Raw genomic sequence first — 21,190 nt, 5'->3', positions numbered from 1 at the left:
TTTATGGGTTTGGTTGATTAGAAGCCTGAGAGATCAGACTGCTCTGTTACGTTTGTGATTCCGATTTGATTCAAGTAGCAAGTCCAGTAACCCTGAACTTGATCCAGTGTTTTTGTATTCACTTTCGAATTGCGAGCGCCTACAATTACTACATTCACAGACGAGTAGTCATTGGCGGCGTTTCCTGCATCTTGGACTGCCATGTCACACACGCTCTTGGAATCGCTTCCGTTCAATCGACCAGGAAGAGTGAGTGAAACCTCGTCAACCATGTCAGATGCGATTACAAGAGTCAGGCGTGCTGATGGATTTTCCGCTTTTGCTGTTGCTAGATTTTTCAAGCTCGCTTCGACTGCACCTTTGACGTCAGAACCCATTTGAACCCCTGGGTTGACTACAAAGTCTTGAAGGCGCTTGAAGGATGTTGCTGTTTGTTTTGCGTCTTGGCAGATGATGCCTGCTGGGAATCTGAGAGCATCTGGGAGAAGTTGTTGACGACCTAACATCGACACAACCGCCTCGACGCATTCAGCCTGGTTGGCTTCAAGTGCCGAGTCCTGCCAAATTTGAGTTCGTGCGTTGACCAAGCCATCCCAGAGTTGGAGTGCTCCCTCTAGGTTGGGTGTCTTCTCTTTTAAGTACTCATAGAGGCTCTGGCTCGTCTTAGTTGAGACTAGGAGAATTCGAGGAGCTTGGGCTGAGTTCTTGGTTACGAACTGAATGCTTAACCCCCGTGGAGCTACGGGTGATTGGGCGAATGGATTACCCAATGACTGTCCTGCGATGAAATCAGTGATTCCTGATCCCAAAGCCTCCAACTGAGCTGTTGGATATGTGGACCCCGATAAGTCCAGGACGTATGTAGCTACCTCGGGAGCTGGCATCTGAGGGAAAGGCTGACCCTCATAGGCTGATTTGAGTGAGCTCAAAGGCGAGCAAGCTGAGAGTGACATGACCAGTGCCACTCCACTAAAACCAACGACCACACATCTAAAAGCATTGTTTCTAACTGCTTTTATTGAATTCTTGCTTAACATTTCTGCCTCTCTTGAAGTGTCTATCACTTCTATAAGATTTATAGTAGATTATAGAAAGATAGGAAGTCAAGGCCATTTGGCAAAGTATTTCCTTCGGCGTGTCACTCCAGGGCTAATTTGAGCGTAATGGGACGGCTCGTAGGCCTGGAGAGGCGTATAGCCATTTTTTATAGAACTTGATATAGTTCTTATAGAAGCAAACCGGAGGCACAATGGCATCTATGACAGGCAAGCAGATAAAGGAGCGCTTAGAGCGCGACCTTGGCTTTGAGGCGAATCGTGCTCGCCTACTTACCGAGGCTGCTGCCAGTATCGAAATCTCGACCTATTGGGAGCGCAAGGGTTTAGGCAAGTTGGATGAGAAGACTTATTCGGCGCTCGCAAAAGCGGCGCTTGTATCTGGTCTGGCTGGCCGTCAGAAACTTAGCGACATGATTTACAAGCTCGCCACGTCTGATGCCAAAAACATTGACCTACCGGAAGTCGTCATTGAAATCAGTGCATTAGTTCTTGAGCATCAAAAAACGCTGAACTTAAGTCGAAATCGTGCGAGCTGCGTGAATGCTCATCTAAATATATTAGAACCTGATCGCTCGTTGCCCCAGGTGTACTCCCCCTTCCTAAGTACAGATGAGCTCAAGAAAGTGGTGAATAGGTCTAATGCGTTCCTAAAGAAGGACGTGTCAAATGCCGCCGATTTCTATAAATGGATAAAAGAAACCCACGACTTGCTTTCAGATGTTAGTGCTGGAGAAATAGCGGAAAATGATGAGGAAGATTTTTCCGATGGCATTAGCAAGAAAGGCTTGATCAGCCGAAAGGCAATTACAACATATCTCAAGCAATGGGAGCTTTTTGCCACAGAAAAACTAGGTCCAACTTTTTCGATAGAAATTAAGGAAAATCATGCAAGCCCGTTGACAGGAAAACTAAATAATCTGGAAGACGGTGCGTCGAGAACTTGGACCACAATGCTCGGTGACATAACTGAAGCTAGAACCTCTGCTGTCTTTCAGAAAAGAGCAACAGCGGTGACTAATAAAGGAACTAGTTCTGCTGCTCTGCAAAATGTAGACAATTATGATCTTGAAATATCAGGTAGGCCGCTCAAAATTCAATTAACCCCTGGAGTATCAGAAGATGTGATTTCTCAATTTGTTAAAGCGATGAAGGCACAATTCCTTGTGTATGCGGGAAAAGGACTACTAAATGTGTCCCTCCAAAGCGGTAATACTGTTGTAACAGCATCTCTTTCAAATGCATCAAAGCAAGATCTTAAGAAGATTGAGGAAGTCCTGCTCCAATTGATCTAGTTCCACCAGAATTGATCGGAGATTGGCTAGGAATACCACCGTCTTCCCCTCATAATTCAACTAACGGAGGTGCGCTTTGGAGCCAAAGAAAGCGAATGACCCGGATGAATTAGGCGGATGGCGTGTCACCGGCAGATTAGGTGAAGGTGCCTTTGGAACTGTTTTCTTGGCCCAGAAAGGTGCTCAAAAAGCGGCAATTAAGATTATTCGTGATTTTCTTGAGGGTGAAGGTGTCGAACGATTTCAACTTGAGATTGCAGCACTAAAGAAATTAAATGATCCGTACATCGCGAGAATAATTGATGCAGATTTGAATTCTAAAGTTCCTTGGTTTGCAACCGAATTTGTAAATGGTCCTACGCTCGAAGAAAAGGTTAAATACGAAGGCGTTCTTGAAGAGCTTTCGTGGCTCAATTTGGCTTCTAATCTTTTCCATGCCCTGCGAACTTCACACACCGCAGGCGTTGTCCATAAGGATGTCAAGCCAGGCAACATAATTCTCGGTGAAACCGGAAATAAACTAATTGATTTTGGAATTGCACATGTCTCTGGCCAAACGAGAATCATCAATATTGGAGAATTCGAAGGATCGCGCCCATATAGCTCACCTGAGAGTTCGACTGGAAAGAGCTTGCCTGGTATGGATGTATTTTCAGCAGCAGTCACTCTTGCATTTGCAGGACAGGGCCGAACTATTTGGAAGAGTAATTCAGAACTACAATTGATGCGAAGTATTAATGAAGATGTGCCAGATCTCTCTGGATTAAGCGAGCTGCAGCAAAATTTTCTTTTACCACTTCTAAATAAGGATGCTTCTGAAAGACCAACATCTGAATCGGCTTACACGATGTCCCTTGAACTGATCGCAAGCTACGGGAAAAAAGATAGTTCCAAGGGATTATCTGAATGGGTGCGCAAATCAAAAATCAAGAAGAAGAGAAGGCGCGGTCTCTTGTTCTACGTTGGGAATTCTATAGTCGCCTTTTTCTTATTCATTGGACTTTTATTATCAGGAACTCGGATCTACGGTCTTTTTGATTCCCAAAGTAACAATTCCCCTAAGGCGTCAAGTACATCATCACCTGGTCCTGAAGCAGATTCCACTTCATCAGCTAAACCCTCAGTTTCAACTAGTCAGAGTTCTACGCCTAAAGCAAGCCCATCACCTCTAGCTTCAATAAGTCTCACTCCAAAACCTGCTCCAAGCTCTTCTGGATCACTGAAGGAGAGTTCGGCAGAGGCTGCGAATGTAGTTGTCTCAAGTATTTTCGGTCGTTCATTTGAGGCGAATGGAGGTCTGGATTGGTCGGTTCCACTTACTAGCTCAAGTTCAGAGCCCGTCCCACCAATAACTAATCTGCAGTTTAGGCTTGTTGGTTACCCAAATAAGACCTGGCTTGATGTCGGCTATGAATTAAAGGTCAGCAATCTAGGCGTTCAAGCGATTGTAGATAAACTCTATTTTGAATTATTGTTTAAGAAAAAAGTTTGTCCTGAATTTCGATTTGTCAGGGTTGAGAATAATCTAGTCGTCAAAATTTGGAACTCTGGAACTCCTGATTGTGCTTCGGACTACATTCCATAAAGTTGTATCATATATGCGTTATGTGAATCTCTTTACAAATCGAATTCCGCATTCCGCTAAAAATGTCGCTATAAATGCATAAATAAGTTGATAAATAAGGTAGGGAACCTCAAAGGGCAAACTTTTATAGAAATCAGCTTTATACCAAAAGTTATCTGATACCCATCCTGGCTGGAAATTAAACGCAAATAGGAATGTTGCAGCTAGAACTGCAACCCGTGTTTTTGTCATAAAACCTATAGTAAGACAGAAGTCTCCCGCCTAAGGTGTCCAAATGGGCTCAGTTACTTCTGATTTTGAGCATTTCAGAATCTTTGACCCCAAATGACTAACTATTCCTTCCAACTCCCTTCATAATTCAACTTAAGGAGGTGCGCCATGGAGCCAAAGAAGACAAATGACCCTAATGAACTGGGTGGTTGGCGCATCAACGGTCGATTAGGCGAAGGCGGTTTTGGAACTGTATTTCTAGCGGAGAAAGGCGCACAAAAAGCGGCGATCAAAGTCATCCGACAAGAATTTGTTCAAGAAGATAATGCACGTAGTCGCCTTGTAACTGAAGCTGAAATACTTTCAAAACTTTCAGATCCCTCCATCGGAAAGATCCTCGATTCTGACTTAACGGGCGAACTCCCTTGGATCGCAACTGAGTTTATTAACGGTCCTACACTCCACGATAAAGTTAAATATGAAGGGCCTCTGGAAGAAATTGCCTGGTTCAATCTAGCCGCTAATTTATTCCATGCAATAGTTACGGCAAATAAGTTAGGAGTTATTCACAAAGACATAAAGCCAAGCAACGTAATCCTAGGTGAAACTGGAAATAAGTTAATTGATTTTGGAATAGCACATATATCAGGGCAAACTAGAACAGCTATCTTTGGTGATCGCGAAGGTTCCACGCCCTTCAGTTCACCAGAGCATTTCACTATCAAATCCAACCCGAAGATGGATGTTTTTAGTGCTGCAGCCACACTCGCATACGCTGGAAAAGGTAGAAGTATTTGGAAAGGCGATAATGACCTTCAGTTAATGCGTAGCATCAATGAAGATTCGCCTGATTTAGAAGGGCTTACTGAAAATCAAACCAAATTTCTGCTCCCACTGTTCGAGAAAAATCCATCGGATCGACCAGAAGCTCTAGAAACACATCAAAGAGCCTTAGAGTACATCGAGTTCTTACTTGGTAAGAAAAAGCGGCCCCGACCGCTGAAATCTCGCAGTAGATTGAGTAAGTTTGTTTCCTCAAATAAAAAGCACTTAATGATTTCAAGTATTGTAGCTATCTCAATCGGTTTCGTGATTTTAACTGGCTTAAATTCGTCTACAACTACTCAAAGCACATCCAGCACGGCAAGCACATCCAGCACGGCAAGTCCATCCAGCACGGCAAGTCCATCCAGCACGGCAAGTCCATCCAGCACGGCAAGTCCATCCGGCACGGCAAGTCCAGCATCTCGAGGGTCGATCACCTCCGGCCCCAAGCCAACGGAATTCAACTCAAACGAATGTCAAGAGTTGTTTCTCTCTAATTCCAAAGATGCGATTGCGGCATGTAAATCCGCTTCTTCCAAAAACGATGATCGTTCTACTTATTATCTTGCTGCACTCTATGATCAAAGTGGACAGAAGAAAGAAGCTGAAACCTATTACTTAAAAGCCGTCAATCTTTACAAAGACGACACGAGAAGTATGGAGGGGCTAGTCCAGATTTATCTAGATCGTAAAGATGATAAGAATTACAACTTCTGGGTAAATAGATGCGCGAGTTACCAAATCAAGACAACTAGCGGGGCACGCTGCAAGTTGTTATATGGTATTGATCAGTTGGGTGCTGGACAGACAAAAGCAGGAATTGCTTACCTCTCTGACGCTTTTGACTGGGGGAATGTTTCTGCCGGTACTTACCTAGCCAAGTACTACGAAACTTCAAAAAATAATTCAAAGGCGCTCATTTGGTATGAAAAGGCGGCGGAGGAAGGTGATCCATTAGCTCGTGCTGGGTTAATTGCTCTCTCGTACGATTTGCAAAAAATTGATGTCTGGAAAAAATGGATCACAAAGTCCGCCAACGAAGGGAACATCACCGATGTTCGAAAATTGGCTCTGCACTTAACGATCGGGGACAAAAACTATGTGGAAGGCAAGAAATGGGGGATCATAGGAGGTAATGCAGGTGATGATGTTTCGATGTTCGCGGCTGGATATTCTTATTATAAAGGGGACAAGAATCTTACTGAAGCAAAAACTTGGTTGTTAAAGTCAGCAAAGTTGAATAATATTCTTTCAGCGAGAGTATTAGGTGAAATATTTAGAAGTGAAAAAAATCCTACAGATGCAATCATTTGGTATAAGAAAGCATCCTCGAATGACGACCTTACATCAACTTATCAACTCGCAATGATTTATCTAAATGACATGAACAATCCGATGGAAGCTTGCAACTATTTCCGCTCGACCCTAAGTCTTGCAGAAAAACTCAAAAAAACTGAGGGTTCCTTTGTATCTACTGATCAAAAGCTTGTAGAAAATTCGGAAACCGGAATAGTGACCTTCTGCTCCTAGGAAACCTTAAGATCCTTGAATATCTCAATTTTGCCCTCTAAGGGCTCCCCTGTTATCGAGTCTACGTACCCAGCTGTAAAATAGATTCGATAGGCACCTGGTGGAGTGGCCGCAGCCAATGCCTTACTCGTTCCAGATCCGATAGTCCATTTCTTTTTGCAAATCTTTACACTGATGAGCCCGGCACGAGGCATTGGACCCAATTCGATTGAGTTAGGGTTTGCGGTCAATGTGGAAAACCAGGCACCAAATCCGTGACTTTGTTTCTTAGTTTTGTGCAATATTTGAATTAAGAAAGCAGAATTTTCTTGAACTAAATCTTCGTCATTAACATAACTGAACTTAATTGTCTTGCAACCTGAGGTTCCAATTGTCACTTTTGTCGGATACGAAATCTCGGTAAATCCAGGAATCACGACAAAACCATCAAGGCCGCCAGCTGCTTGGACAGGAGAGGAAGAACTAATCAAAAAAGTCAAAGCGAGTAATACTGGAAGATTTTTCTTCATCTCGCTAGTTTAGGTTATGCGCCCATAACAACCCCCAATTACCAGTAGAAATTCTGCGTTTACTCGGCTTTTTGCAAGCGGTGCAGCGCGTAAGTCTTTACTTGCGTTTACTCCGACTCATCAGGTTGATTTTTAATGCTTGTCACTCCCCCCTGCTACCCTTTACCTAGGTCAAGAACTAAGCGTTAAGCCCTTTAGCTTGCTTAGTACCAATCCGCGCATTACTCGCGCACGGTGGTTCTAAAGGAAGACCTGCCAGCGATGAAAGACACCGCTGGAAGAGCGGGTCTCTATATATGAGGTCCAGTAAGGACTATTTGCTATGTCACCCATTGGATTACTTATCTGTACTACCTGTTTTGGTCTCACATCTGCCGGGCACGGAATGCAAGTCTGTAGATGTAAAGTCTATAAACCCTACCCAGGAGTTGATTGCCCTAGTGGATTTCACCTGTGTTACATGTGTGCCTCATCAGTTGCAGGTGGCACCGGACGTTACTCATGGAATGTCTGTGAGGTGTGTTTGAAATTCAATCGCAAGTTAGGTGCTGATTATGGGGTGAGCCTGCCACTGGGGCGGCACTCGATCATGAATGGATACGGGATTCCCATCAGTGCAACTAAGCGCATTCAGGAAGAGGCAGCAAAGGATCTGCTGCACTTTCTTGATGTTGCCGGCAGCATCTCTGATTGGGGCGCCTTGCAAGCACGAGTGCTCTTTGAATCAGTGCCATCATGGCGTAATGAGCCTTTTATTCGACTGGCTAGGTGGGAGGCGAAGTTTCACCTATCAAAGGTGAAGGCAACGAGTAGATCGGTGCAGATGTTTAAGGATTACTTGCGGGTGGATGATTTCCAGGAGCTGCTTCCTTAACCTTTTTCACCGCCCGCTAAACGCCGCCAAGATATGAGGCGCCCCCTTCTTATATAACTCAGCAACTGACATGCCTAAGGATGCCTGGATGTTGTCTTCAAAGGTTTCACCAGTCACCTGGTTTTCTAGAATCTTCTTATAGGCAGCAAATCCATACTCGGCAATTACCCATTCATAGAGCAGTGAACCAAGTGGATATGAAGCCTCATGGGCTTCTGAAAATGTGCGCCTATCTTCAATCTTCTTCAAGGCTTTTTCAACGCTCTGTGTTGAAGTCAGCGTTGTGATCAGCTTTAGGTGGCTGTAATTCTTTAACTCGGTGATGAAATAGCGGTAGAGCTCTAGATACTCTTTCTTGGTATTTGCGGCCATGGCAAAGGAGATGGTGTTTGCTGAGCCTTCTCGGAAGGTGGTTGGGAAGTGCAGGGTGTAGAAATCTAGGCCATCTAAACTCTTATCGGCTCTTGCTTGGAATTTATCTTCAAATGTAGGTTTGAAGTAGTAATCCTGCACTACATGCCAATACTCATGCGGCATCACTTGAATTGCATACTTACGCATCGTTTTGGCAGATGCCTTGCTTGAGGCTAGAACACCAGCGTGACCTGCTAGGACTCCAGGAGGGCCCTCCTTAAACCACGCTGCCAGTCCGAGGTTATGTTCTTGATCCTTGCCTTGGCGCCAAGCTTGAAACCAAGGAAGATGCTCATCTAGAAATTCAGCCAAGATCGGTTGGGTGCGTAAGTATTTTTCATCTTTCTCGGTATACATGTAGATATTAACTACCTCTTTTTTAGCAAAGAGTGAGCCATAGAGTTTGGAGGCATACTCCACTTGGGCGGTATAGAGCTGCTTAAGATCCTTGGGGAAGCTACTGCTGATGTGATAAACCAGCTCGACGTTATCGAGGTTTCCAGAATCTGCCCCTGCGCGGATTTGCGCATACGCCTTTAACTTAGTCTTCTCATAGTTGGCTGCTTGTGAGCTCCAGCTGAGCTTCTTACCGCTTTGTAGGCAGATGTAGTTCACACCAGAAGAAGTTGCTACTTGATTTAGTTTCTTGCATTCAGCACCTGGCTTAATCGAAGTAGCAGCTGAGGCGGAGGTGGGTGGTAAGGCAATGCTAAGAACTAAAGCGATTGCAACCACTGGCTTCATGGGCGAAATGGTAGCAATGAGAACTTATCTTGCGTTGCTTCTTAATGTCTGGCTGGCGAGATCTTATGCATGAACTCTAAACGTATGCCATCGACTGTTAATCCAGGTGCGTCAGCAACTAGGGCCTGCACATGAGCGGTTTGCCCATGGATATCGTGTGCACCTTGGCTCGCCCAGCCTTCAAAGAAATAGAAAATGCTCTCATCGTCTCGATCGACGTGAAGATCATAGAAAAGACAACCTTCTTCTTTGACTGTAATCTCCACCATTTCCAGTAAACGGGCCTGAAGTTCATCTCTTCGCTCTGGTTTGGCTTTAAACCGTACGCACATAAATAGATTTTGACTCATTCTTCTCCCTATTGAACTATCAATGGACGTAAGGTGTCATAGGCAACTTTTAAGCCTACTTTGACTTTCTCTTCGGTTCCTCCCCAGACGGGATCTTCATGCTCAACTGAAAGTGTGCCAGTAAATCCACCGTCATACATCTCATCGATGAGTCGACGCCAGTCAACATCTCCTAGCCCAGGTACGCGATATCTCCACCAGCCGACATCCCATGGGTTCTCTCGTTGTACAGCCTTACCTGGAAATCCAAAATGATTCCTACGGTCTAGATCAATTTGAATATCTTTAGCCTGTGCGTGTGGAATGCGATCTAGATAAGGCTTTATCGCCTTCACTGGATCAATTCCCATCCACACTAAATGTGAAGGATCAAAATTCAAATACAGTCCTAATCCAAACATCCACTCCCAAAGCTCCGGAGAATAAGCAAGATTGCCCGGATAGCCATCTGGGTGCCAGCCCTCCATCACACAATTTTCAATAATAATCTTCACGCCCTTTGAATTAGCATGGCTAACAAGTGGGGCAAAGACATCCTTGGCCATAGCTAAGTTCTCACGCACCGGTTTATTCCAATCACGTCCCACGAATGTGCCCACCGTCTCGACTCCTAAGGCTGCAGCGGCATCAATGCATTTGATTACATGTGCATTTACCTCATCGCGCACAGATTGGTCAGGATGTAAATTGTTGTCATAAAAGGCAATCGAGGAAAGTTCGATTCCACGGGAATCAAAGATAGTTTTTACGCTATTTAGATATTGCGCACTTAGATTCTCAACATTTAAATGTGTGGCAATAAATGGGCGTTCACCGAGATCAGGCCAGGCAGCGACCTCGAGGGACTCATAGCCTTGCAGCACAGCCCAATCTGCAATTTGCTCAAGAGAGAGTTTGGGAAGACATGCGGTTAAAAACCCTAACTTCATTTAATCTCCACCCAACCCCCTGATTGCGCTGATTGCAACACGGCTTCTGTTAACTTAGCAGCGCGCAATCCATCTTGGAAAGTAGGTAAACCGTAGGTGGGTAACCCTGAAATAGCACTATAAGTGTCACTGATCATGCGGTTAAAGCAGTCTTGATACCCCTGTGGGTGTCCGGCTGGAAGAAATGAGAACTCTCGAGATTCATTTGAATCAGCTGTCGAACCTCGCATCACGATTTGGTTTGTATCAAGGCCGCCAACCCACAAGGCATCGGGTGATTCTTGATCAAAGACAAAGCTCTCGGTCGGGCTTTCGAATGAAAACCATAGTTTGTTCTTTCTGCCGGCTGAGACCTGAGAGACAACAAGTGAACCCTGTGCTCCTTTATCTGTAGTGAAGATCAAGCTCACTCCATCTTCAGTCTCAATCCCCTTAAATTCACCTCTTGTATTAAATACCTTTAAGAGTTGAGCGCTAATGCGAGTAATTCGATGGCCGGTGACAAACTCCAAAAGGTCACACCAATGAACTCCAATGTCGCCAAAGGCTCTTGAGGGGCCTCCTAAAGCCGGATCGATACGCCAATTAAAGGTTGTTTCTCGTGAAAGCCAATCCTGTAGATAGAAACCGTGAAGCAGGACTAAGGGCTCATCTAGCTGCGAAATTCTAGAGCGTGCTTCTCGCACACTTGGATAATAACGATAGACAAATGGAACCGTTGCAACCACACCAAATTCGGCGGCAAGAGCCGTTAAATGCGCTGCTTGCTCGGCAGATACTGCAAGTGGTTTTTCGCAGATAACATGCTTTCCGGCCCTGATGACAATTTCGGCGAGTTCAGCATGAAATACATTTGGAGTACAAATGTGAATCACATCTATCTCAGGATCTTTGACCATATCTTCGATGGTGACCGCGTTAGCAACACCTAGCCTCGCAGCGGCATCTTGTGCCTCTGTTAAGGTCTCCCCGGCGATTGATCGAATATTGCCATGCGCTGCCCGGATAGCCCTGGCATGTACTTCACCGATAAATCCGAATCCGACTAACCCGGTGTTGAGAGTTTTCGTTATCGCAGTAGTTGAGTCTTTCTGCTTGATATCAAAGCTATTGAGTGTCATTAGCTATTTCACATCCAAATGTTTAGCCGCGATACTTTTGATAAATTTAATCCCATCAATGGCTAACGCGTCCATTGATGGGGCGACCGGGCGCCAGGCAGATACTGCTCTAGCAATCTCTTTGACGGTGGGCAGGAATGATTCAATGACTATTTGGCCACCATAATTAATTTTTGAAAGTGAGGCAAAGAATTCGTCCCAGCGGACTTGACCTTTTCCAGGTGTGCCCCGGTCATTTTCCGAGACTTGAACATGGAAAATATATGGAGCTGCACTTTCAATGGCGGCTGAGAGTGATTTCTCCTCTATATGCATGTGAAAGGTGTCAATTAAAAGTCCCACATTGGCAGAACCAACGGCGCGACAGAGTTCTACGCCTTGTTCTACTGTGTTGATTAAATCAGTTTCAAAACGATTCAGTGGCTCTATGGCCAATCCAACATTGCGACTTTGAGCGTAGCTGGCAACGGTACTCAAGCTATCTACCGCCCAGTTGAACTGCTCTTTGCGCTCTGGTTGGGAAAGTAAACGCGCTTTGCCAGTTGCTGAATACATCGGGCCGCTGACAAATGATGAGCCGACTTCGGCTGCAAAATCGACACAGGTCTTTAAGTATTGAACTCCCAAATCACGAATCTTCGCATCTTCATGTGAGATATCGCGATCAGGTCCAAATGCGCCACAGATCGAAATCTGCAGATCATGCTCTTTTGCCGCCGAAAGTATCTGATCTGATGAGAGTTTGGCTGGATCTTCAATACATATCTCTATTACGTCATATCCCATGCCTTTTACCTTGCCCATGAGGTTCAGATCGGCATTGGTAAAAGGTGAAGCTAGGACGAAGGTAGAGAGACCAATTTTATTTGACATCACTCATCCCAAGGCTCTTTTCAATGTTCTTCATATACTTGATTGCAGATTCTGTATATGGATCTAAGAACTCTGGTGCTTTCCCACCTTGCAATACTCCCCAAATGTCTCCTGCTGCAGGAAGTAGTTCAAAGGAGCAGACACCTTGGTAATTAACATCTCTAATAGCTTCAACAATCGGAGTGAAATCTAGGAATCCTTCACCTGGAGCTGCACGGTTGGAATCCGCCAAGTGCACGTGTGCTAAGCGCTTGCCGGCGCTACGAATCGCACCTGGGATATCTTTATCTTCAATAGACATATGGAAGGTGTCAGCCATGACACCAATTCCTGGGTTATCTACCTCATCTACCATTCGAATGGATTGATCAAGGCGATTGACCAGGTAACTCTCATATCTATTCCACGGTTCTAGCGCTAAGCGCACGCCATGATCAAATGCGTATTGCGCTGCTTCTCTAGCACCTGCCACCGCCCAGGCCCACTCTTGCTCAATATCTACCTCGGGCTTAATTTTCATACAGGCGGTTGGAGTCAAAGTAACAATTTTTGCGCCAAGTTCTGCGGCAAAATCTACGTTTCCTTTGATGTAGGCAACGGTGTTTGCACGAATCGCAGGGTTACTACTGACTAAGTCTCGCTCAGGGGTGTAGATACTGACGATCGAGGAGACGGGCATATTGTGCTTGCTCAAAGCCTGGCCGTATTGGGCAGCTGAGATTTGTGTTGGCTCACCTACAATTTCGGCATAGTCATAGCCAAATTTTGCTAATCGAGCGATACCTAACTCGATTGGTTCTGTTCCATATACCAGCATGTTGTAGGCGTACTTGAGCATGACTATCTCCCTTTATCTATTTCACTGAGCCCATGGTGAGTCCACGGACGAGATACTTCTGAGCAAATAAAGCTGCAATCCAAACTGGAATCACCACAATTGTTCCTGCCGCCATGATGGTGGTCCAAGCAGTACCTACCGGAGTGACAAACTCGGTGAGTCCAACGGTGGCGGTACGGGTTGTAGCGCCACTTAAAATATTGGCGAATAGGAAGTCATTCCACGCAAATACAAAACTCAACAATGCAGTGGCAACCACACCTGGAGCCGATAGTGGAAGCACGATCTTGAAAAAGATTCGCTTACTATCCAAGCCATCAAGTTCGGCAGCCTCTTCAATCTCGCGCGGTACTTCTTTAAAGAATCCTCGCAGTAACCAGACTGCCAGTGGGATGTTCATAAATGTATAGACCAAAACCAGAGACCAGATAGAGCCGGTCAAGTTCACGTTCTTCAGTAGCAAAAAGAGTGGAATGATCGTGACGATTGGCGGCACAATTCGCAGCGAGATAATCCAAGAGGCAAGGCCATCTAATCTCTTGGAAGGAAAACGTGCCATGGGGTATGCAATCCCGGATGCTAAAAGCACGGTCAGGACAACTGATATGCTGACGGCACGGAAGCTGGTAACTACAGCTGACTTAAAATCACTCTCGAAGAAAACTTCTCGGTAGTTATCTAAGGTTGGTGTGAAGAAGAATGAGGTGCTATTACTAAAGGCTTGATTTCCAGTCTTGAAACCAGTCATTACCATCCAAATGATTGGAAAGATAAAGATAAGTGTGGCAAAGATTCCAAGCACAAGTCTCACGTGATCCATAGCTCTGGATTTCTTCATGGTTTTAGCGCTCATGAAAGGTCACTCTCCTTGGCCAGTTTTCTTAAGAAGAAGCTGGAAACCACTAAGACTGTGACAAGGAATATGACCGAATAGGCTGATGCGAGTCCGACATTTAGAATCTTAAATCCTGACTCATAAATGCTCCATGACATCGTCGATGTCAGGTTAATTGGCCCACCACGTGTAGTTGCATAAATGAGGTCGTACACACGGAAGGAGTCAATCAGACGGAGAGTGACTCCCACGATGATGGGGTACTTCATCAGTGGAATAAATATATGTGTGATGATCTGAAGTCTGGAAGCGCCATCGAGCTTGACTGCCTCGATTAACTCTTCTGGAACAGATTGCATGGCGGCAAGAAAGATAAGGAAGAGAAATGGTGTCCACTGCCAGATATCCACTGCGACCAGCGTCAAAAATGCGCTATGCAGACCACTTAAGAAATCATGGCGACCTAAACCTAGGGACTCGGAGAAACTATTAATGATTCCAAACTGGGAATCAAACATGAAGCGCGAAAGCATTCCGATCACTATGGGAGCGGTGAGCATTGGTACTAATATGAGTGTGCGCATTAGGCGGTGAAAGGGCATTGGTCTAAAGAAGAGTAGGGCCAACATATAAGCCAGAACCGATTCAATGAGGACCGTTAAAAGAACGAAAGTTAAGGTGACTTTAAGAGAGTGCCAGAAATCTGGGTTTGAAAGTAACTCTCGGTAGTTATCTATACCGTTGAATTCTCGACCTTTTGGGTCGGTAAGTACCCATTTTTGAAAAGATACAACTATTGAATAGAGGCTGGGAAAGACGGAGAGAGCTAATAGAAGCGCGACGCCAGGGAAGACAGATATATATCGACTTAGGTGACGGTTCTTTGGAGCACGCGAAGACCCCTCAGTTCTGCTGAGATCGTTCCACTTTTTAGGTGTGCGATCTACCTGAAGGGTCTTCAACGTGTGTTCTCCTTTTAGAGTTTTTCTTGGCTAGTCTTTTAGGAACTTATTGATTGCACTATCAGCAGCTTTAGAACCTTGGGACACGTTCTTTTGTCCTAAGGAGATTGCGCTGAGTTGTGTGCTCAATAGAGTTTCCCAAGCTTCTTCGCCAGGGAAGAATGGCCGTGGGCGTGCTAGTTCCATTGCCTTTAATACAGTTGGGTAACGACGGAAACGATCAGTAGTTGTTCCCGCAAGTTTTTCTCCTGTGAGAATGCTATTGGAGTAACTTGAGAGTCTGACTGGATCTCCGCCACCAAGTGATGCCTGCTTGACGTCATTGTTCTTGGTTTCAAGCCATGCAACGAACTTCTTCGCTTCATCTTGGCTCTTAGAGAACTTAGATACTGAAATTACCCATTCAGCTAAGTGTGATACACCCTTGTTGCCATCTCCACCAGGAATCTGTGTGAAGCTCCATTTTCCAACGGTCTGTGAAGCATCAGGGATATCAGTTGCAAATGCACCCCAAGACCACTGAATTGCAGTTGCAATTGTGCCTTGCTGAGCTGCCTGTGTAACGCTGTCATAAGTGAAGTCATTGGCACCTGGTGGCATCAATTTCATCATCTTGTTCCACTGCGTTGTAGCAGCGAGGCACTTACGAGTAGAGAGTTGGGACTTTGTGAATTTTCCATCTAGTGGTTCGCAACCATAGCTATATGCAAAACTCAACCAAGTATGGACGTTTCCATATCCCTTAGCTGCTTGCGCGGCCCAACCATAAACCTTAGTTCCGTTGAGAGTCTTTCCATTAAACCAAGCAGCTTGTTGTTCCCAAGCCTTCATTGTTTTTGGAGCGACAAGTGTTGCACCTGTATCTTTTTTGAACTCAGCCTTGATCTTTGCATCGTTATAGAGATCAGCGCGGTACCAAAGTAGTGCAGGGTGAATTGTCTGTGGAATTCCAAGCAGTTTCTTGTTGTAAGTTCCAACTGCCACTGCCTTAGGCAGGAAGTCAGCCTTATCTGCCGCAGACAGCGCGTCGTCAAGTGGGACTAGGTATCCAGCGCGTCCAAATTCTGGAATCCAGTTGTAGTCCAGATTAAAAATATCGTAGCTTGCATCTTCTGCAGCAAAGAGGGTACCCATCTTCTGGTAAATCTCATCGCGGCCAATTAATTGAACATTGACCTTTACGCCAGTCAACTTCTCATATTCAGGTGCAAGCGTGTCTTTAACAACGGTTCCCCATGTCGCAGGCAGGAAGATTGCATTGAGTGTTACTGCAGCGTTGGCCTGAGTTAGATTTGCTGTGCTCATTGCAGTACAAAGCGCAATAATTGCGGCAACTCCACCTAGCCCTTTCCGATGCTTTCTAATTGTATTTTTCTCCATTACTTAACCTTTCGAATAGTTTCTTGAGCGAATTCTCATGAAACTTGGATATGGATTTTTACTATTGAGCGATCGCTCTCAAGGCTCTTAATAGCTTCCACGGCCTCTGAAAGAGGTCGAATGCAGTCAACTATGTGAGCTGGGTTAAATCGCTCAGCAGCAATTAGATTTATGGCACGTGGCCACGTGTCATAAGTGCCTGCATAAGAGCCAACAATCGTCAGCTCTTTTGCATATATGTCGAATGGACGGAGTTGCATGCTCGCATCCTGCGGCGCAGCCCCATAAGCGAGGATGCGTCCTCCGCGGCGAACTAACGCCACAGAAGCTTCATAAGTTGGAATGCTTCCAACTGCTTCAATCACAACATCTGGTCCGATGTTGTTGGTTTTTGACTTAAGAATCGCGGCAAGATCTTCATTGATGGGATCGATTGCTATATCTGCACCCATTTTTTTGGCTATCTCTCGGCGATGGGGATCTGGCTCACTGATGATGATTTGTGCCGCCCCATGTAATTTAGCTAGCGCAGCGTGGGCAAGTCCCATTGGTCCCCCACCAATAATGAGGATCGTCTCCCCTGCCCGGATACCAATTCGATCTTGACCATGGATGGCACATGCCAGTGGCTCTACGTATGCGGCAGCATCAAGTGAGATTGAATCGGGAAGTACGTAAACATTCTTTATTGGGGCAACGACGAATTCGGCAAGCGCGCCGGCGTCATGCACTCCTAGTTGGCGAACTTCTGGGCAGAACAATTTGGCACCCTTACGACAAAATTCGCAAGAGTCGCATGCAATATTGATATCAGCTACTACTTTTGCTCCGATGGCTAATGATGATTGAGCACTACCTAGCCCGACGATCGTTCCTGAAAATTCGTGTCCCAACGTGAGGGGTAAATTCGGTGCTGGGAAGTTTCCCTTTGCAATGTGTAGATCAGTTCCACAAATTCCCGCTCTATGGACTTTGATTAGTACTTCATCAGATTTCGGAGTGGGCACTTCGATGGAATCCATCCGAAGGTCCCCTGCTGCATGAAGTCGTGCTGCCAACATTGTTTTAGACATAAATATCCTCGATTTCAGTCTTGCGAGTTTGGATACTCAATCGAACCATGGGCATAACTTATGCTTTTATATGCTGAAGTCAAGTCTTAATCTACAAATAGAGTGATGAGTTATACAAATGTTATACAAGCGTGTGCTAAAGTTTGGGAACCAAAAAAGCCACCAAGTTGGGAGGGTCGAGATGCTGGATATAAATGAGGCTCACCTCCTCTCTGATCTCATGAATTTCCTTCGTTCAACTGGGGCTAGCACCCGCCCTGACATCTCACGGGCTACCGGTTTGAGCCGCACGCTTGTTGCCAAATATGTTGAATTGGCAATCGAAGAAGGGTTGGCAATCGAAGGTGAGCTAGGAACCTCAACTGGAGGTCGAGCACCGCGCATGGTCGAGTTCAATCACCAAAGTGGCTATCTCCTGTTAGCTCAATTAGGTGCTTCTGGCCTCAGCGTCGCCTGCGCCGATCTGCGCGGAAATATTGGAGAAGTATCTTCCATTGCAACCGATATCGCAGATGGTCCAGAGATTGTTCTCAAGCAAGTGGAGCAGGTATTTAAAAAGTTGAAAAATCAACAGAGCGGGGCTCTGTGGGGAATTGGTATTGGCCTTCCTGGCCCGGTTGAGTTCTCAACTGGATTACCTATGTCGCCACCGATTATGCCCGGGTGGGATAGAAGTTTGGTACGCGAACAATTCATGAAGACTTTCAACGCTCCTGTTTGGGTGGATAACGATGTAAACCTAATGGCGTTAGGTGAATATTCGTTAAACCAAAATTCCAAAAATCAAGAGTTGATCTATATTAAAATCGGTAGCGGTATTGGTGGCGGAATCATCTCTAAAGGCATCTTGCATCGCGGCGCCCAAGGGTGCGCTGGCGATATCGGCCATATTGCCGTGGGTGAGCCATCAAATATTGTCTGTCGCTGCGGAAACGTTGGTTGTCTTGAAGCTGTTGCTGGTGGAGCCGCCCTTGCACGCGAAGCAAATATCGCTGCGACAAAAGCCCTGAGCCCGTTCCTACAACAACAATTGAAGAAAAATGGAGTTCTCACTGGAACAGATGTGACACAAGGAGCGCTGCGTGGAGATAACTGGTGTGTAGATGCCATTACTGGCGCTGGGCAACAGATAGGAAAAATCCTTGCAACGCTTGTTAACTTTCACAACCCATCAGTAATTGTCATAGGTGGCGGAGTTTCATCTGCAGGCGATCTGCTACTTGCATCGATTAGACAGACGGTTTATAGCCGCTCACTACCCCTTGCTACGCGTGACCTAGAGATTCGCTTGGGTGACACCGGAGATGGCAGCGGATTGCGTGGGGCTGCAGAGATGGTTATGTCGGAGCTGTTTTCACCTGCAATTCTGACGCAGTGGGTGGAACACGGAAGCCCTCATCTACCTATTACCTATCAACAAGGCGGTCTCGCCTAAATGTCAGCCCCTAGTCTTGAACTGGAGCTATGAGCGAACCACCTGACACTTCGGACAAAAATGTGATGACCTGTTACCGAAGGCAATCCTTCTAATCCCTCGACCACACCGTGGACATGGCTCACCTTCTTGGCCGTAGGCAGCTAAGGATGTTTCAAAGAATCCACTCTCGCCATTGACGTTGATATACATGGCATCAAATGAGGTGCCACCTACTTCTACCGCCTCTGCCATCACTTGCACGGCAGCATCTACGAGTGAGCCAATCTTCTTCACACTTAAATCACATGCGGGGATCTCTGGGTGAATCTTTGCTCGCCATAAGGATTCATCAGCATAAATATTGCCAACCCCACTCATAATCTCTTGGTTCAGGATCACACTCTTAATCGCTGCTTTCCGAGCTTTCATTCTGGCTATCACCGCGCTGCGATCAAAGGCTGCATCAAAGGGATCTAGTGCGATGTGGCGGGCAGATTGTGGGATGCCATCGATTAACTGCTCTACCGATAACCAACCAAAGGTGCGCTGATCACTAAAGAGCAGCTCCTGCTTTTTGAAGCCTTTACTTAACTCAAAGTGCGCCCGTACATGACCTGGTGCTGGACGATCTTTACGTGCTACTAGAAACTGACCCGACATTCCTAAGTGGGCAACGAGTGCTAGCTCGCGATCGAGTGCGAACCATAAGAACTTACCGCGGCGATTAATGCCCTTGATCTGTGCGCCGACAACAGCTGAAAGTGGTTGCAGCGATGCTGGCTTTACTACCCGGGGATGAAGACCGGCAGCACTTTTGAATCGGTAGCCGATCAGAAAATGAGCCAATCCTCTGCGTACTGTTTCAACCTCGGGCAGCTCTGGCATGTGGGTAATCCAATTACAGATTGGAGCGAGGTGCAATTCAAAGAAAAGTTACCGAGAGTTACAAACAAAGGGCCCCGCTAACGCAACGGAGCCCTCTGTGCCATAACTGCCCGTGGTGGGAATTGAACCCACGACCTAACCCTGCGTTAAGGGGTTGCTCTATCCACTGAGCTACACGGACGTGAGCGAACAATCGCATTAGTTGGACACGATAAAGACGTAGAAAAAATCTGTGTGGATACTTTTTATCTGATAATCTTCTATTGCGTTAAGGGGTTGTTTCTAAAAGTGGTCTGAATTTTCGTCAGAGCATCGCAAGATAGAGCTACAAGTTAAAGACCTCATCAGAAATGGTGGGGTCTTTTTTCTTAGAGTAATGGGGCCTAGCGAGGCTAGTTAGCTTCGAGCGAGCTACAGACCCAACTCCTTATTGATCAGAGCCGTGCCCGCTGCTAACGCTTGTAATTTGCCATTGGCCACATCTCTTGCAAGTGGGACCATTCCGCAATTTGTACACGCTAACAAATTCTCAGCATCCACATACTTAAGTGCCTCACGCAAGACCTTTGCCACATCTTCGGCACTTTCTACCGTGTTGCTGGCAACATCGATGGCACCGACCATAATCTCCTTGCCCCGCAATATCTCTATTAACTCCATCGGCACTTTCGAGTTTTGGCACTCAAGGCTGACTTGGTCAATCGAGCTTTGGGCCAGCATTGGGAAGATCTTCTCGTATTGGCGCCACTCATCACCGAGAGTGTTCTTCCACTTGATATTGGCCTCTATGCCATAGCCATAACAAATATGCACTGCCGTTTTACTGCTCAGTCCAGCTGCTGCCCGCTCAAGTGCTGCCACACCCCAATTGTGGACATCATCAAAGAAGACGTTGAAAGCTGGTTCATCAAATTGAATAATGTCGATTCCAGCAGCAACTAGCTCCTTTGCCTCAGCATTTAGAATCTCAGCGAAAGCGAATGCCAACTTCTCACGGCTTCCATAGTGTTGATCAAAGAGGGTGTCGATAATCGTCATCGGCCCAGGCAGGGTGAACTTCAGGGTCTTATCGGTCAGTGTGCGCAAGAACTTAGCGTCCTCAACAAAGACTGAGCGCTCCCGATGAATTTGATCGACAACAACTGGCACAAGTGCGTCATAGCGATCTCTGATGCGCATAGTTTTCTTATTTTTAAAATCAATACCACTTTGATTTTCCACAAATGTAGTCACAAAGTGTTGGCGGCTCTGTTCCCCATCGCCGATGACATCGATGCCTGCTCGTAGTTGGTTTGCCACCGCGATAGTCATCGCATCGTTTTTAGCTTCCCGAAGCTCTTCTCCCTCTAGCCTCCAGGGCGCCCATAACTGCTCTGACTCAGCGAGCCAATGAGGCTTGGGTAAACTTCCAGCAATCGCGCTCTTGATTTTCATTGCGCGAGTATATGTTCAGCAGTGAATCTATGTTGATTCTGGCAGGACAACC

The 21,190-nt window shown here is 46.0% G+C and carries 20 protein-coding genes and 1 tRNA gene; 5 read left to right on the top strand and 16 right to left on the bottom strand.

Going from position 1 to position 21,190, the window contains the following annotated elements; translation table 11 throughout:
- Nucleotides 1–17 precede the first annotated feature (17 nt).
- Nucleotides 18–1,037, bottom strand: coding sequence for a hypothetical protein (locus tag A1sIIB142_RS02015; RefSeq protein ID WP_095693463.1), 1,020 nt, complete (start codon nt 1,035–1,037; stop codon nt 18–20).
- A gap of 221 nt (nt 1,038–1,258) precedes the next feature.
- On the opposite strand from A1sIIB142_RS02015, the gene A1sIIB142_RS02010 reads away from it, so the two are divergent.
- Together A1sIIB142_RS02010 and A1sIIB142_RS02005 are read left to right on the top strand one after the other, a co-directional pair.
- Complete coding sequence (locus A1sIIB142_RS02010) at nt 1,259–2,350, top strand: hypothetical protein (RefSeq protein WP_095693462.1); 1,092 nt, start codon at nt 1,259–1,261, stop codon at nt 2,348–2,350.
- A 76-nt stretch (nt 2,351–2,426) separates the two neighbouring features.
- Nucleotides 2,427–3,935 (top strand): serine/threonine protein kinase, encoded by a 1,509-nt coding sequence (locus tag A1sIIB142_RS02005; RefSeq protein WP_095693461.1) that lies wholly within the window; start codon nt 2,427–2,429, stop codon nt 3,933–3,935.
- 18 nt (nt 3,936–3,953) lie between these two features.
- Here the strand turns inward: A1sIIB142_RS02005 and A1sIIB142_RS02000 are convergent, their stop codons facing one another.
- On the bottom strand, nt 3,954–4,166 hold the full coding sequence (locus A1sIIB142_RS02000; protein ID WP_095693460.1) for a hypothetical protein: 213 nt from the start codon (nt 4,164–4,166) through the stop codon (nt 3,954–3,956).
- A 147-nt stretch (nt 4,167–4,313) separates the two neighbouring features.
- Between A1sIIB142_RS02000 and A1sIIB142_RS01995 the strand changes: the two genes are divergently transcribed.
- Nucleotides 4,314–6,500, top strand: a complete 2,187-nt coding sequence (locus A1sIIB142_RS01995; protein ID WP_095693459.1) for a serine/threonine-protein kinase — start codon at nt 4,314–4,316, stop codon at nt 6,498–6,500.
- On the opposite strand, the gene A1sIIB142_RS01990 is transcribed toward A1sIIB142_RS01995, so the two are convergent.
- A complete protein-coding gene (locus A1sIIB142_RS01990) occupies nt 6,497–7,009 on the bottom strand; it encodes a hypothetical protein (RefSeq protein ID WP_095693458.1) in 513 nt (170 codons plus the stop codon). The genes A1sIIB142_RS01995 and A1sIIB142_RS01990 overlap by 4 nt on opposite strands.
- Before the next feature lie 460 nt (nt 7,010–7,469).
- On the opposite strand from A1sIIB142_RS01990, the gene A1sIIB142_RS01985 reads away from it, so the two are divergent.
- Complete coding sequence (locus tag A1sIIB142_RS01985; protein WP_095693457.1) at nt 7,470–7,883, top strand: hypothetical protein; 414 nt, start codon at nt 7,470–7,472, stop codon at nt 7,881–7,883.
- A gap of 6 nt (nt 7,884–7,889) precedes the next feature.
- Here the strand turns inward: A1sIIB142_RS01985 and A1sIIB142_RS01980 are convergent, their stop codons facing one another.
- The 10 genes from A1sIIB142_RS01980 to A1sIIB142_RS01935 are packed head-to-tail and all read right to left on the bottom strand — an operon-like array spanning nt 7,890 to nt 17,402.
- The gene (locus tag A1sIIB142_RS01980; protein ID WP_095693456.1) at nt 7,890–9,041 is read right to left on the bottom strand and encodes a hypothetical protein; all 1,152 of its coding nucleotides are present in this window, start codon (nt 9,039–9,041) and stop codon (nt 7,890–7,892) included.
- Nucleotides 9,042–9,082: 41 nt separating this feature from the next.
- Nucleotides 9,083–9,373, bottom strand: coding sequence for a putative quinol monooxygenase (locus A1sIIB142_RS01975; protein WP_190283283.1), 291 nt, complete (start codon nt 9,371–9,373; stop codon nt 9,083–9,085).
- 26 nt (nt 9,374–9,399) lie between these two features.
- Nucleotides 9,400–10,320, bottom strand: coding sequence for a sugar phosphate isomerase/epimerase family protein (locus A1sIIB142_RS01970; protein WP_095693454.1), 921 nt, complete (start codon nt 10,318–10,320; stop codon nt 9,400–9,402).
- Complete coding sequence (locus tag A1sIIB142_RS01965; protein ID WP_095693453.1) at nt 10,317–11,441, bottom strand: Gfo/Idh/MocA family protein; 1,125 nt, start codon at nt 11,439–11,441, stop codon at nt 10,317–10,319. Before A1sIIB142_RS01965 ends, A1sIIB142_RS01970 begins: the two co-directional genes overlap by 4 nt.
- A 3-nt stretch (nt 11,442–11,444) precedes the next feature.
- Complete coding sequence (locus tag A1sIIB142_RS01960) at nt 11,445–12,314, bottom strand: sugar phosphate isomerase/epimerase family protein (protein WP_223299210.1); 870 nt, start codon at nt 12,312–12,314, stop codon at nt 11,445–11,447.
- Nucleotides 12,304–13,152 carry a sugar phosphate isomerase/epimerase family protein gene (locus A1sIIB142_RS01955; RefSeq protein WP_095684512.1) on the bottom strand — a complete coding sequence of 283 codons (849 nt, stop codon included), beginning with the start codon at nt 13,150–13,152 and terminating at the stop codon, nt 12,304–12,306. The genes A1sIIB142_RS01960 and A1sIIB142_RS01955 overlap by 11 nt, the downstream gene beginning before the upstream one ends.
- 16 nt (nt 13,153–13,168) lie before the next feature.
- Entirely contained in the window at nt 13,169–14,005 is an 837-nt protein-coding gene (locus A1sIIB142_RS01950; RefSeq protein WP_095693451.1) for a carbohydrate ABC transporter permease, read from the bottom strand.
- Nucleotides 14,002–14,949: a carbohydrate ABC transporter permease gene (locus A1sIIB142_RS01945; RefSeq protein WP_095693450.1), complete on the bottom strand. Its 948-nt coding sequence runs from the start codon at nt 14,947–14,949 to the stop codon at nt 14,002–14,004. The genes A1sIIB142_RS01950 and A1sIIB142_RS01945 overlap by 4 nt, the downstream gene beginning before the upstream one ends.
- Nucleotides 14,950–14,979: 30 nt before the next feature.
- Nucleotides 14,980–16,329 (bottom strand): extracellular solute-binding protein, encoded by a 1,350-nt coding sequence (locus A1sIIB142_RS01940; RefSeq protein WP_095693449.1) that lies wholly within the window; start codon nt 16,327–16,329, stop codon nt 14,980–14,982.
- A gap of 35 nt (nt 16,330–16,364) precedes the next feature.
- Nucleotides 16,365–17,402: a zinc-dependent alcohol dehydrogenase gene (locus A1sIIB142_RS01935; RefSeq protein WP_095693448.1), complete on the bottom strand. Its 1,038-nt coding sequence runs from the start codon at nt 17,400–17,402 to the stop codon at nt 16,365–16,367.
- A gap of 181 nt (nt 17,403–17,583) precedes the next feature.
- Between A1sIIB142_RS01935 and A1sIIB142_RS01930 the strand changes: the two genes are divergently transcribed.
- Nucleotides 17,584–18,837, top strand: a complete 1,254-nt coding sequence (locus A1sIIB142_RS01930; protein WP_095693447.1) for an ROK family protein — start codon at nt 17,584–17,586, stop codon at nt 18,835–18,837.
- A 27-nt stretch (nt 18,838–18,864) separates the two neighbouring features.
- On the opposite strand, the gene mutM is transcribed toward A1sIIB142_RS01930, so the two are convergent.
- The 3 genes from mutM to A1sIIB142_RS01915 all read right to left on the bottom strand — a co-directional run bounded on the left by mutM (nt 18,865) and on the right by A1sIIB142_RS01915 (nt 21,138).
- Nucleotides 18,865–19,704 carry a bifunctional DNA-formamidopyrimidine glycosylase/DNA-(apurinic or apyrimidinic site) lyase gene (gene mutM / locus A1sIIB142_RS01925; protein WP_095693446.1) on the bottom strand — a complete coding sequence of 280 codons (840 nt, stop codon included), beginning with the start codon at nt 19,702–19,704 and terminating at the stop codon, nt 18,865–18,867.
- A 107-nt stretch (nt 19,705–19,811) separates the two neighbouring features.
- Nucleotides 19,812–19,885 (bottom strand) — tRNA-Val (locus A1sIIB142_RS01920).
- Nucleotides 19,886–20,115: 230 nt separating this feature from the next.
- Nucleotides 20,116–21,138, bottom strand: coding sequence for a methionine synthase (locus A1sIIB142_RS01915; protein ID WP_095693445.1), 1,023 nt, complete (start codon nt 21,136–21,138; stop codon nt 20,116–20,118).
- Between the last annotated feature and the right edge of the window lie 52 nt (nt 21,139–21,190).

The organism is Candidatus Planktophila versatilis, from assembly GCF_002288345.1.
GTDB classification, from domain to species: domain Bacteria; phylum Actinomycetota; class Actinomycetes; order Nanopelagicales; family Nanopelagicaceae; genus Planktophila; species Planktophila versatilis_A.
The sequence above is the reverse complement of the archived record's forward strand: the minus strand, read 5'-3'. Positions and strand labels throughout refer to the sequence as shown.

Excerpts from the sequence above, each read along its gene's own strand:
- A1sIIB142_RS01975 (WP_190283283.1), bottom strand. The coding sequence starts at position 9,373 with ATGTGCGTACGGTTTAAAGCCAAACCAGAGCGAAGAGATGAACTTCAG.
- A1sIIB142_RS01985 (WP_095693457.1), top strand. The coding sequence starts at position 7,470 with ATGTGTGCCTCATCAGTTGCAGGTGGCACCGGACGTTACTCATGGAAT.
- A1sIIB142_RS01990 (WP_095693458.1), bottom strand. The coding sequence starts at position 7,009 with ATGAAGAAAAATCTTCCAGTATTACTCGCTTTGACTTTTTTGATTAGT.
- A1sIIB142_RS02000 (WP_095693460.1), bottom strand. The coding sequence starts at position 4,166 with ATGACAAAAACACGGGTTGCAGTTCTAGCTGCAACATTCCTATTTGCG.
- A1sIIB142_RS02010 (WP_095693462.1), top strand. The coding sequence starts at position 1,259 with ATGACAGGCAAGCAGATAAAGGAGCGCTTAGAGCGCGACCTTGGCTTT.
- A1sIIB142_RS01935 (WP_095693448.1), bottom strand. The coding sequence starts at position 17,402 with ATGTCTAAAACAATGTTGGCAGCACGACTTCATGCAGCAGGGGACCTT.
- A1sIIB142_RS01940 (WP_095693449.1), bottom strand. The coding sequence starts at position 16,329 with ATGGAGAAAAATACAATTAGAAAGCATCGGAAAGGGCTAGGTGGAGTT.
- A1sIIB142_RS01965 (WP_095693453.1), bottom strand. The coding sequence starts at position 11,441 with ATGACACTCAATAGCTTTGATATCAAGCAGAAAGACTCAACTACTGCG.
- A1sIIB142_RS02015 (WP_095693463.1), bottom strand. The coding sequence starts at position 1,037 with ATGTTAAGCAAGAATTCAATAAAAGCAGTTAGAAACAATGCTTTTAGA.
- A1sIIB142_RS01995 (WP_095693459.1), top strand. The coding sequence starts at position 4,314 with ATGGAGCCAAAGAAGACAAATGACCCTAATGAACTGGGTGGTTGGCGC.
- mutM (WP_095693446.1), bottom strand. The coding sequence starts at position 19,704 with ATGCCAGAGCTGCCCGAGGTTGAAACAGTACGCAGAGGATTGGCTCAT.
- A1sIIB142_RS01915 (WP_095693445.1), bottom strand. The coding sequence starts at position 21,138 with ATGAAAATCAAGAGCGCGATTGCTGGAAGTTTACCCAAGCCTCATTGG.
- A1sIIB142_RS01980 (WP_095693456.1), bottom strand. The coding sequence starts at position 9,041 with ATGAAGCCAGTGGTTGCAATCGCTTTAGTTCTTAGCATTGCCTTACCA.
- A1sIIB142_RS01950 (WP_095693451.1), bottom strand. The coding sequence starts at position 14,005 with ATGAGCGCTAAAACCATGAAGAAATCCAGAGCTATGGATCACGTGAGA.
- A1sIIB142_RS01955 (WP_095684512.1), bottom strand. The coding sequence starts at position 13,152 with ATGCTCAAGTACGCCTACAACATGCTGGTATATGGAACAGAACCAATC.
- A1sIIB142_RS01970 (WP_095693454.1), bottom strand. The coding sequence starts at position 10,320 with ATGAAGTTAGGGTTTTTAACCGCATGTCTTCCCAAACTCTCTCTTGAG.
- A1sIIB142_RS01960 (WP_223299210.1), bottom strand. The coding sequence starts at position 12,314 with ATGTCAAATAAAATTGGTCTCTCTACCTTCGTCCTAGCTTCACCTTTT.
- A1sIIB142_RS01930 (WP_095693447.1), top strand. The coding sequence starts at position 17,584 with ATGCTGGATATAAATGAGGCTCACCTCCTCTCTGATCTCATGAATTTC.